General features: G+C 51.1%; 3 protein-coding genes. All 3 read left to right on the plus strand.

The window, feature by feature from the left end; genetic code table 11:
• Positions 1 to 609: 609 nt before the first annotated feature.
• Genes B152_RS0118820 through B152_RS0118830 form a run of 3 tightly spaced genes read left to right on the plus strand, consistent with a single transcriptional unit; the run spans position 610 to position 13,065 of the window.
• Positions 610 to 5,550, plus strand: coding sequence for a non-ribosomal peptide synthetase (locus tag B152_RS0118820; protein WP_169337437.1), 4,941 nt, complete (start codon positions 610 to 612; stop codon positions 5,548 to 5,550).
• Positions 5,550 to 8,957 (plus strand): non-ribosomal peptide synthetase, encoded by a 3,408-nt coding sequence (locus B152_RS0118825; RefSeq protein ID WP_020593997.1) that lies wholly within the window; start codon positions 5,550 to 5,552, stop codon positions 8,955 to 8,957. The genes B152_RS0118820 and B152_RS0118825 overlap by 1 nt, the downstream gene beginning before the upstream one ends.
• Positions 8,958 to 8,985: 28 nt before the next feature.
• Entirely contained in the window at positions 8,986 to 13,065 is a 4,080-nt protein-coding gene (locus B152_RS0118830) for a non-ribosomal peptide synthetase (RefSeq protein WP_020593998.1), read from the plus strand.
• Positions 13,066 to 13,118: the final 53 nt, after the last annotated feature.

Raw genomic sequence — 13,118 nt, forward strand, 5'->3', positions numbered from 1 at the left:
CATTTGTTATCACTGGACAAGACAACCTAATGAACTTAGGATTCGATCAACACAAAAAAGCAACAAGACTCACGAACAGAAAAAATAAAAATACAACTACTGAGTGTTTAAATTTTGATATATCCATTAAAATACAATTCACTATTGGAATTTAATAATGATGAGAATATTAAAAACACAACCTCTTAACAAAATAAAATATACAATATAAAATTTAACAATATAATGCCGCGGGAAAACTGGACAACTAAAGTTCCAGAGCAACACAAAAATACGAACAGGTCAGTGCATATGAAAAACCCATTTACATCCGACTGCAGGCGCGCGATTTGCACCACAGGAATGTCACGCCATCTCACCTGCTTTGCATCGTATTTTCATAGTCTGACATTGATCCAGCCTGATTTGACCTAGGGACACATCAGGGGTTTTATTGCAACCAGTCCTCACAGTGGTACCAAAATTACGCCACTATAGACGGGTAAGCGAAACCGAACCGGTCTGAATGGATCCAAAGGAATCTGGGCAACGTATCCAAAATTCATACAAGACGGTGCAATCCGAAGGCAGGATTGCTAAATTATAAAATAATCAGGGATGTCTTCAGTCGTGCACAACACTATATACAACCGCTTCCTCGCGCAGGCTCGTAAAACCCCTCAGCACCTTGCTCTTGTTGATAGCAAAACAAGCCTGACTTATGAAGAGGTCGCCAATGCCGTGGCGCAGTTGGCAAGCCAGATCCAGCTGTCTTCACAAGAAAAAAGTGATGCACAAGACCAAAATGAGGATGTGGTCTTTGTCTGTCTTGATCGCTCCTGTGAGATGATTATTGCCTCGCTTGCCAGCCTCTCTGTTGGCCGCCCCTCTGTTGCAATTGACCCACGCCATCCGACATCACATAAAGAGTTTCTGCTGGAGAATGCCGGTGGCGGTCTCGTCATTACAACAAGATCCCATCAAAATGATTTTGCCTCTCTCGCAACTGAACCACTTATATATGAACAGCCCAACATCAAGCCGCTCCCCAATTTTTCCTGTGTAGATCTCCGGCCTGAAGTTCTCCGGCCTGAAGTTCTCCGGCCTGACGTAACGTCTTTTCTGATCTACACTTCTGGATCAAGTGGCCGCCCCAAGGGTGTTGAGCTAACGCAAGATGCCATGTTACGCACTTCAGATGCCGTAGTACTAAAGCTGGGCATAACCGTGCAATCACATGTTTTGCACTATGCAGCCCCCGCATTTGATTCTGCGGTGTTGGAGTGGGTTCTGGCGCTTACGAACGGCGCCAGCCTTTTCCTTGTGCCGGATGACAAAAGAGACGATCCCCGAGGACTGTCAGATTTTCTCGTGGAAAAGAAGATTACACAGGCAATTCTGCCCTCGGCCCTTTTGCCCTACCTTCCCCTGTCCGAGCGCTATGCCCTTGAAGGACTGGTCGTCGCCGGAGATGTTTGCCCGGAAAAAACACTGCACAACTGGGCAGAAAAATATCGGCTTTTCAACGGTTATGGGCCAACTGAAATCACGGTTTGTGCAAGCCTGACCCTGATCAAACCGGGACAAAGCGCCTCGATAGAAGATGCGACGGCAAATGTTCGTTACAGGATCGAGGATAAAAACGGTCAAGAAAGTGATGAGGGAGAGTTAGTTCTCGGAGGTCCCCAGGTAGCCCTCGGATATCGGAATGCCCCGGCACTTACAGAGACTGCTTTTTACTCTGATTCCTCCGGCACCAGATGGTACCGCACAGGTGATCTGGTGCGACGGATTCAGGGCGGCGAAGACGGGATAAGCGGAGCAAAAAACAAAATCATTTTTGTCGGCCGCAAGGATTTCCAGGTAAAGATCAGGGGAAACCGCGTTGAACCCGGAGCAATCGAGCAGTTGATCTGCACTCTCGACGAGGTTGAAAATGCCCAGATCCTAACCCCGGAAACGAGACAAGGAGACAAATATCTGCTTGCATTCCTTGCCACCAAAGCCCCCCAGAAAGATATTCAGGACAAGGTTCGCAACCTGATCGCCTCAAGCTTTCCAGACTACTACATGCCGACAGATTTCATCTGTCTTGAGCATTTTCCACTTACGGCAAATGGAAAGATCGACCGGAAGGCGCTTTTAAGTACACATCAGAAACCGGGTCCTGTCGCCAGTTCCGATCTTCTGCTGTCTCTGTTTCATAGGGAACTCGGCCACGAAAAACTGGGTGAAGATGATGATTTCTTTAAGATGGGCGGCAACTCGATTGCTCTCATCCGCCTGTTAAACGCCATCAAGGAGAATTTTTCCTGCGACATTAGCGGAAAACAATTCCGGAAAGATCCGACAGCGGCTGCGGCAAGACGATTGCTGGAACAAGACATTCCCGCTGCCCTGCCAGCAGTGACAGTACAGACACGTCCCGAACACCCGTTTCCCCTTACGCCCCAACAAAATGCAGCCTGGTTCCTTCATCAGAGCAATCCGGACAGCAAAGCCTATCTGGCAGAAGCATCCATCACCTTTAAGGGTACCTTTTCTCCTCTGGCCCTCGAAAAAGCCCTCAACAAGATTATCCAGCGTCACGAGATATACCGCACGATATTCATTGAGCAAGATGGCGAGGCGCTTCAGGAAGTTAAAGCTGCTTTTAAGTTAAAACTTGAGCAGGTGGATTGCACGACGACTGCCGAAGAAGCGCGCCCGCGCAAAATCGCCCGGCTTTTTGAAACCGCTCTTCCCGGAATCAGCGATCTGGGGCAGTTGCCCCTTGCCCGTTTTCTTTTGATCCGCTTTGCCGATGATCTTCATGTCCTGTTACATCAGGAACATCATATCATTCACGACGGCTGGAGCGGCAGTGAATTCACCAATGAAATGCTGAATTTCTATCGCTCAGAAGTCGACCCTGCCTTTGAATACAAGCCGTCTCCTGTTCCCCAGTATCTTGATTTCGCCCGGGAACAGGATCAGTTCCTTGCCTCAGATGTGGCTGAAGAGCAGCTCGGTTTTTGGCGCAAGCAGCTGGAAGGTTGCCCCAACGGGGTGCGTCTGTTTGGTAAAAAATCTCAAGCACTGGGTTTTGAAGGCGCCTCCCAGCGCATGATTTTTACCCGGGACCAATGGGACCGGCTGGAAGAAACCTGCCAGACTTTGGGCATCAGTACCTTCTGTTACACCTCGGCTGTCCTGCTTCTCTGCCTGTCACGCTATTCGAACCAGACGGACATCGCTTTTGGCTCCGCCTTTGCCAACCGGAACCGGGGAAACAGCCACGCTATTCTGGGGATGCTCGTCAACACCATCGTGTTGCGACAGGATCTTGCGAAGGCATCAACCTTCGAACAGCTTCTGCTCAACACCAGGCAGATGATAGAGGACGCCCAACATAATGAAGAGTACCCCTTTGGCAAGATTGTTGCGGCTCTCAACCCCGAGCGAGAAGGAGGAAGCAATCCCTTTTTCAATGTTCTGCTTGGCTTCCATGACACGCCAATCTCAGCCACAACCCCCGAAAACCTGACATGGGTTAAGGATGAGACCATGGAATCAAGATCTTCCAAGTTTGATCTTGATTGTCTCGTCGTACCAAGAAAAGGATCGTTTCACGCAGAAGATGAAGTCCATTTTCTTTGGGAATACAGAAGTGATATTTTCACAACTCAGGAAATAACCCTTTTTCTGGAGAGCTTTAAAGAACTGTTCCTCGGCATGCTGCCATCGCAGAAGAGGTCTCTCCAATCCCTTCCCGTACCCTCCCTCGCCCAGCAACAAAAGTTGCTGGTCTGGTCGCAGGGAAAACAAGAGAGCTTCGTGCAAAACTCCCTTGTGTCGGCAATCAGCCATCGTGCAAAGACAAGACCGGAGCACTGTGCCCTGATAAACGGCCAAACCCGGCTTACCTACGCTGAGCTGGAAGAAGCAGCAAACGAACTGGCCTTGAAGCTTTCGTCCCTTTCACTCGAACCGGGGGCGATCGTCGGACTGGAACATGAGCGTGGCAACGCCCTGGTCATTGCCATGCTTGCAGTCTGGAAAGCCGGAGCCACCGTGCTGGTACTTGATCAAAACCTGCCCCGGGCTCGGCTGGACTACATTCTGACCGAAGCAAGGCCACAGGTGATTTTATCAGCGACCCAGGAAGTTCACTTGATTCCAGAGAATTCCTCTGGTTCGCTCAACAGCTTTTCCTCCTCCGCCTATATCATCTTCACCTCCGGCTCTACCGGACAGCCAAAAGGGGTGGTGATTTCCCACCGTTCCTTGCTTAACCTTTGCCATTTTCACCAGGACACCTTCAGTCTCGATGAAAAAAGCAAAGGGATCAGCATTGCCCACCAAAGTTTTGATGCCTATATGGCCGAGGTCTGGCCGCTGTTGCTTGCCGGAGGCAGTGTTGTCTCCCTGGACGACAGCGAACGGAACAATCTGGGCCTGATGGCCGACCTTTTTGAGCAACATGCCATTACTCATGCCTGCCTGTCTACCGGGCTGTTTGAAACCGCGATGGCAACAGATTTCCTCTGGCCAATCAGCCTGAAAACCCTTCTGACTGGTGGAGACAGGCTTGGTGCCGTGACCCTTCCCCCGGATTGCGGATTTCGCCTCTTCAATATGTACGGGCCCACCGAAACAACGGTTGATGCGCTGTGTTTTGAAGTTTGCCAAAGTTACGAAACCCCGCCCCCTGTTGGTCACCCGATAACCAACGCATCAGCTTATATCATTTCCAAGGGAAAAACTCTCTGCCCTGTTGGTGTCGAAGGTGAACTGCTCATCGGTGGTGCCGGGGTGGCACAGGGATATCTGGGGAACACTCGACTAACCGAAGAACGCTTCATTGACGGCGCGGAACTCTTTCCTGCTGTTGAGGGACGGCTTTATCGCACGGGGGATATGGCCCGCTGGAATGCCTCGGGCCAGATCGAGTTTATCGGACGTCAGGATGACGAGATAAAAATCCGGGGCTACCGGGTTGACCTGAGCGAGATTACAACCCGATTACAGGCTGATGAAAAGGTATCTCAGGCCGCCTGCCTATACGAAAACGGCTCACTTGTTGCCTACGTTGTACCATCAGAAAAAGAACAGAAAGCCATAAGTTCCGGCTCAATTAAACCCCAGAAACTGGCGAGATATCTCTCTGGACTCCTGCGAAAATCCCTGCCGGACTATATGCGCCCCAACGCCATTATGGTGTTGGACTCCTTGCCGCTGACACCCCAGGGAAAACTGGATCGCCGGGCCTTGCCCTCTCCTTTCATTCCCACGGATACCAAGGCTGTTGCTGAAAACCCGACGGAGCATAAGGTCACAGAAATCTGGCAAGCTGTTCTTGATCGCCAGGAAATTTCCGTCCTCGACAATTTTTTCTCGATCGGAGGACACTCTCTTCTGGCAATCAAGATCATTTCCCGCTTCCGGAAAGACCTGGGTGTGACCATGAAACTGGAAGATTTCTTCACCCACTTTTCGATCCGGGAACAGGCCAACTTTATTCTTGCTGTCAACAGCCTTCGCAATCCTTCCGAGTTAGAAGGCAATGTCGTTGAAGAGGGAAGCCTGTAATGGTCGTCTCTCTTATCCAACAGGCAAGATCCGAAGGTATCGAGCTCTACCTGCAAGACGGAAACTTGCGTTTCCGGGCGCACGGACAGCCTCTAAGTCCGGAATTGAAACAGAGCCTGCAAACCCGGAAGTCTGCGATTATCAGCTTCCTGCAAGATCATCAGGAGCCTGTAACAACTGGCCCTGAACCACAGCCGGACAAGTATGGTTCACCAGCTCCACTGACCCATTCACAAAAGAGAATGTTTTATTTGAATCAGCTGCTTGAAGGCGGATCTCAATATAACATGGCAACATCTTTCAGGCTCAGAGGGCAGCTGGATGTTGAAAAGCTGGAGGATATACTCACCCAGATCCTTGCCCGCCACACGGTACTGCGCACAAGATACAGCCTCATCGATGGTGAGCCTCGCCAGAGTATCTCCAGCGACTGCGCCCTCCCTCTGCAAAACCACCCACTTTCTCCCAGCTCCCCGCTCGAGGAAACCCTCGCCAAACTCGCCGAAATTCCCTTTGATCTTGAAAAGGAAATTCCTGTCAGAGTGTATCTGGTGCAAGAAGACAGCGACCGAAACACCCTGCTTTTTGTGTTTCACCATATCTGTTTTGACGGATGGTCCTATCAGATCCTGTTCCGGGAAATTTCGACTCTCTTCAGCGGGAAAACTCTCGCTTCCGTCCCTCTCCAGATGGTCGATATCGCCCGCTGGCAAAACGATAACCCTGACAGCTATCTCTCGCGCTCCTCTCTGGACTTCTGGCAGAACACTCTCGCTGGTGTTGAATCCCTGAATTCTGTTCCGACTGACTACCCGCGCCCGCCGGAACAAAGCTATCAGGCTCAATCCCTGACCCGCATGCTCTCGCCAGAGCTTGCAAAGCAGCTACAGCTCTTTGCCCAAAAGCAACAGATCACAACTTTTTCCCTCCTGCAGGCGGCCTTCTCTCTTCTGATTTCCCGCTGGTCAGGCCGAAGCGAAGCGGTAACAGGAACGCCGGTGTCAGGCCGCCATACACCTGACGTGGAAGGCATGATTGGTTTGTTCGTCAATACCCTGCCTTTGCGGATCAAACTGCAAGCCGAAGAAAGTTTCAGACACTACATCACACGAATTCAGAACCAGCTTCAGGATACCTTCCGCCATCAGGATATTCCCTTTGAGGTTATTGTCGGTGAACTGGTCAAGGACCGGGATCCCGGGTTCCCTCCGGTCATTCAGATCCTCTTTGCCATGAATAGCGGCACGACGGATCAGCTGGATATTCCCGGTGTCATCTGTGCCCCCCAGACTGTTTACCGAAATAATGTAAATTTCGAACTTGAGCTCTATGTTGATGATCACGAAGACAACATAGAATTTTCCTGGAACTATCTTGAGAAACTCTATTCAGCCTCAACCATTGCCGAGCTGCACAACAGCTTTGTTACCTTGTTGTCCAGAGCCCTGACCACCCCGGACACAGCGGTCTCCTCGCTTTCGATCTGTCCCGAGGCTTCACAAGCCGCAATTGCACGCTGGAACAGTGATCATCTGCCGGTCAAAGAAGGGGAAACCTTCCTTGATCGCTTTTCCCGCTCAGTAAAAAATCATCCCCAGGCAATCGCTTGCAAAACAGAGCAAGACAGCTGGAGCTATCAGGAGCTAGACAGGCTCAGCAACGACCTTGCTGGACAGCTCGTGGCACTGGGCGCAAGTCCTGACGTTCTGATCGGGTTATCTCTTGCGCAATCGTTCCAGATGATTCTGGCCATACTGGCAATCCACAAAGCCGGAGCAGCCTATGTTCCGCTTGATCCCCAATTCCCACCTTCCCGGCTCCGCCAGATCCTCAACAGCTGTCGCCCCTCTATCATCCTAGGGAATGCTGACAGTCCCGAGTTGCTTCATCAGGAAACCGGGTATTTTCTTGATCTAGACAGGATCACACTCTCTCGGGATGTGGTGGACGGCAGTCATCAGTCCATCAGCGCGACATCGGATAATCTGGCTCCGGATGATCTGGCTTATGTCATCTTTACTTCTGGATCGACCGGAACACCGAAAGGGGTCATGGTCGAACACGGCAACCTGAACAATTTCCTTGCCGGCCTGGAACGGGATATGCCCTTACAACCGGGTATGGTTGTACCGCTGATTACCGCCGCCTCTTTTGATGTGCATGTTGTCGAAGTCCAGCATGTTCTCGCTTGCGGCGGAACGATTGCACTCCTGGATTTACCCGCCCTGACTGATCCGGAAATCATGGCCCGGCAATTTGAAGAGCTGAAAATCTCCCATGCCCACGCAACTCCAGCAACCTGGCAGATGTTGATTGATCACAACTGGAAACCCGCCACTCCCCTCAAGCTTTACAGTGGTGGTGACAGTCTTCCCTGCCATCTGAAAGACTCTCTGCTTGCGACCTGTCCCGGCAACAGATTGTGGAATTTTTACGGACCGACAGAAGCCACAGTCTACGTCAGCATGCAGGAAATGACTTCTCAGGCAAAAACGGTAAGCGTTGGCCGAGCACTTCCGAACAATCGGTTTCATATCCTAGATGACAGCATGAACCCGACACCGCTCGGGGTAACCGGAGAGCTTTTTATCTCGGGGGTCAACCTCGCCAGAGGTTATTATGACCAGGAAGAACTCACCTCTGAACGCTTTGTTGCTCACCCTCTGACTGGTGAACGCCTCTATCGTACCGGCGATCTTGCCCGCTGGCGGACTGGTGACAAGGCAGCGGCCATAGACGACCGCGTCGGCACCGTTGAAATACTCGGACGGCTGGATTTTCAGGTTAAACTCAGAGGTCACCGTATTGAGCTTGGCGATATTGAAAAGCATCTTTGCGCCCACCCTGCCGTGCTTGAAGCAGTGGTTCTCCTCACAGGAGAAACACGAGAGAGGGAGCAGCTCACTGCTTTTGTCAGAATTCCTCCAGGGGATAGCGGTGCGCATCCTTCGGCCAGCGAGACAAGTCCGCAGCAAATTAGGGATTTTCTGTCCAGCAGACTGCCTTCTTACATGATACCGCAGCAGATCATTCCGCTCGACAGCTTTCCTCTGACCGCCAATCGGAAAACCGACCGAAAAGCCCTGCTGGAAACAAAACAAGATTTCTCAACAACAAAACTGCTTCATCAGGAACTCCCTTCCTCCGAAATCGAATGTGTGCTGGCCCTGATTTGGCAGGATCTCCTGGATAAAGCCCAGGTTGATATTCAGAGCAGCTTTTTTGAACTCGGCGGACACTCACTTCTCGCAATTAAGATGCTGAGCCAAGTCGAGAATAAAACCGGCGTCAAGATATCGCTCCGCAGTCTCTTGAGCACACCAAATATTTTGGGACTGGCCCAGCTCGTCAGCTCGGTTCTCGCCTCCAGAAATCTGTCGGAAACGACCGTTGAAACCCTGATATAAACACGAGCAATTCGCAGGAAACGATAAAATGATCTCCCTCGAACTTCAGCGCCTTATTCGCGACAATTCTATCGATGTTTATCTCAAGGATGATCAGCTGGCGGTCCGCTGGCACAAGGGAGAGGTCAATCATGAGATCCTCCCCATACTCAAAGAAAACAAATCCCAGCTGATCGCGTGGCTTTCGGAAAACAGCAACCCCGACACCACGCAAGGCCGGGCACCAACGGCTCATCACCTGACCACCGCCCTTGCTTCCCATTCCCAGCAAAGTCTCTGGACTTTGAACGAGATTGAAGCCAAGGGCCTGCACTATACCCTGCCTATGCTAGCTGATCTTTCAGGCCCTCTTGATCGTGAAGCACTTTCACTGGCTCTGGAAACGATTGTCCAGCGCCATGAAACACTGCGCAGTGTTTTCCATATTACTGACGATCAGCTTTACCAGACCTTACTTGAGAACTACCGGTTTGTACTCGACTATAGCGACTTGAGCGGGGAGCAGGATCTAGGGACAGAGTTAGCGGTTATCGAGAACAGTATTTTCGATTTGCCGTTCGACCTGGCAAAGGGACCGCTTTTCCGGGGGCATCTCGTCAAGACAGCCCATAACAGCCACAAGCTCTATCTGGCGGGACATCACATTGTTATGGATGGATGGTCTTTTGGTGTTCTCAGCAAGGAACTGGCCGAGCTTTACAAATCCCGAGTTACAGATCAGGCCAGCTCTCTAGAGGACCTGTCGCACCAGTTTTCCGACTTCAGCCTCTGGCAACAGCAACAAGAGGCCAGCGCCGAAACAGCGCGTCATCACAGATTTTGGCGCAAGAACCTCGAAGGGGCACCTGTCGTACACAGCCTTCCGCTGGATCATCCGCGTAAAAGCCATCAGGGTTTCGAGGGAGATACAGTCGAACGACCTCTTCCGCCAGAATGTGTTACGGCCCTGCAAGATCTTGCCAAAACACATAAAACCACCCTATTCACGGTCTTTTACGCTGCTTTTACGGCACTTCTCGCCCGGCACTCGAACGAAAACGACATCGTTTTGGGAGCCCCGGTTGCCAACCGGGAAAGGACAGAGTTCAGCAAGTTGATCGGATTTTTTGCCAATGTCTTACCACTTCGGGCCAAAGTTGATCCTGAACAGGTTTTTGGCGACTTCATTGATCAGTGCCACCAGAATATTTTTACGGCCTTCGATCATCAGGACACATCCTTTGACCGGATTGTTGAACAGGTAAACCCGCCCAGAAACCTGAGCCACAGCAGTATTTTCCAGATCATGATCGCCATGGAAAATTTTGTCGCCGACAGCTTTACCATGCATGATGTCACGCTGACCCTGGAATTACCGGAAAATATTTCAGCCAAACATGATCTCGCCCTGGCAATCCGCCACCTTCCAGAGGGGCTTTCCCTAAACTGGACCTACGCGACTGAATTATTTGATCGCGAAACCGTGGAAACATTGAGCGAGCACTTTTCTATTCTTCTCTTGGCGATTGCTGCAGATCCCCAAAGCACAATCTCTGACCTTCCCATGATGTCCGAACAGGAAAACCGGGAACTGCTCAAGCTCAGTGTTGGCCCAAAGGTTCCTTATGACCAGACAGAATACTGCCACAAACTGTTTGAATCCTTTGTCAGCTCTCAGCCAGATCATGTTGCAGTACGCGACAGCACAGGCGAAATCACCTACGGCGATTTGAACAGTCGAGCTGACAAAATCGCGGCTCTGCTCTCAAGCCGGGCTGGAAAACAACCGGGGTATATCGGCATAGCCCTTGATCGCAGCATCGACTTTATCTGCGCCCAGCTGGCCGTGTTAAAATCCGGGAACATTTTTATTCCGATTGATCCCTCAAGCCCCGGAAAACGTGTTGCTGATATTGCCGAAGATACAGGTTTCCGGTTGTTGATAAGCCGCAATGATCTCCTGGCAGATAAAGATCTCGTGCTTGAAGGCATAGAAAACCTCGACATCACAGATTTGACCAATCAACCAGTAAGCGATAGCGCTCCTTCTGCCGCAATGCTTACACCAGGGGATGCCGCCTATGTCGTTTTCACCTCGGGATCAACTGGCCGCCCGAAAGGGGCGATTGCCAGTCACCGGGGCTTTATCAACATGACCCTTTCCCAAAGAGATCGTTTTGACATGACGCCGGAAACGGTCATGACCGTCTCTGCAAACGTCTCATTTGACTCTGTCCTTTGGGAAATCTGGCCCACCCTGACTTCAGGCGGCTGTCTGGTTATGACCCCTGACGCTACACTCAAAGATCCTCTTAAACTCTCGGAGCATCTTCAGCAGCATCAACCCAGCCATTTCTGGCTCCCCACCGGATTGATGGAGACCATCTGCAGCATTGATTTCAACTGGCCCGCCTCCATCAGACACGCCTTTACAGGCGGGGATCGTCTGACCAAATATTGTCTGCCTCCAGAACTCAAGGCTTCGCTTGTCAACATCTACGGGCCAAGCGAATGCTCGGTCTGGGCAACCTGTCACGAAGTCACCCCGCAAGATCCCTCCCCAACCCCTATCGGCAAACCACTTTATAATGTCTCCACCTTTATTATGGACGACAAGGCACGCCTGTTGCCCCGGGGGGCCGTGGGCGAGATTTATGTCGGAGGCGACGGTGTTGGCCTTGGGTATGTCAACCGGCCGGACCTGAATGAAAAATCCTTTATAGCCAACCCTTGTGATGTAAAGGGCCATGAAAGACTTTATCGCACCGGGGATCTCGGCCGCTGGCTGAAGGATGGCACCATTGACTGTCTCGGGCGCATTGATACGCAAGTCAAGATCCGTGGTTTCCGAATTGAACTTTCAGAGATCACAGCGCACTTGCTGGCACAGAGCGAGGTGGTTAATGCTTTTGTCCATGTCACAGAGAAAAGTGGAGACAAACAGCTTGTTGCTTTTGTTGTTCCCCAAAACCCGGAACAAAAAAATGCCCTTGTGGGCGATCTGCGCCGCCACCTTGGACATGTTCTTCCAAACTATATGATCCCGAGTATTTTTTGCATTCTTGATGCCCTGCCCCTGACAGCAAACGGCAAGGTCGATCGGCGTCAGCTTGATACCGTTCTGGCAGAACAGGGCGACACCAATCAGGTTAACACGGCCAGTCCCCGAGACCAGATCGAACTGGCTCTTTACAAGATCTGGCAGCGTATTCTTTTGCATAACAAGATCGGCATCCGGGACAATTTCTTTGATATCGGCGGTTCTTCCATTGCGGCGATCAAGGTTATGTCAGCTATCAATGCCCAGATGGAAACACAGCTGAACGTTGGCGACCTACTAAGGGCGACAACAATTGAGGAGGTCGCAGAACTGATCCGCTCCGGACGGGCAAACCGTGGCGAACATTCCCGCATTATTGACCTTAAGAACGGCAAAAAAGACCGCAATATCATTTGCGTTCACCCTGCCGGAGGCACAGCGTTTTGTTATCTGTCGCTTGCCAAGCTCTTGCCGGACGAACTGGGTGTTTTTGGACTTCAGGCGCGTGGGGTCTATCCCGGAGAAACTTTCCTGCCTGATATTTCAACCATGGCCCGCCACCATATTGAATCCATAGAACACCTGCTTGATGGCCCGACTGTTCTTGTTGGCGCTTCTTTCGGAGGGCTTCTTGGTTATGAAATGGTTCGAATTCTCCATGAAAGAGGCATCACCAATACCAGCGTCGTCATGCTGGATACCGAAGGTACCGAAGACCCGGAAATACTGAAGTTGATCAATCCGGTTTCCGCAGAAATTTTCCGGGAAAAGCTTGTTCGCTACAACGGCATGTATCCCGGGATTGATGACGCCCAGATCTCTCAATATCACCAGATCTATAACCATCATCTTGTTTCACAGCGCAGCTTTAAAGCCCAAACCAGTAAAGGGCGCTGCCTGTTGGTTCAAGCCACCGATGATACCTCTGCGGAAGAACGGGCCTATGGGCAGGAGTATTGGCGCAAGTACGCAGCAGGTGACCTGGTTTTTGAAACCAGCCCCGGCGATCATGCCACCATGCTTGAAGCTCCGGCTGTTCAGCACATCGCAAAGATCCTGGAAAAAGAGATCACCCGTGATTTTACATGATCACACCCTGTTCAGGTCCTCGACCGGCTTCAGGTAGAACTCCAGGAATAAGT

The sequence above is a fragment of the Kiloniella laminariae DSM 19542 genome (assembly GCF_000374005.1).
GTDB classification, from domain to species: domain Bacteria; phylum Pseudomonadota; class Alphaproteobacteria; order Kiloniellales; family Kiloniellaceae; genus Kiloniella; species Kiloniella laminariae.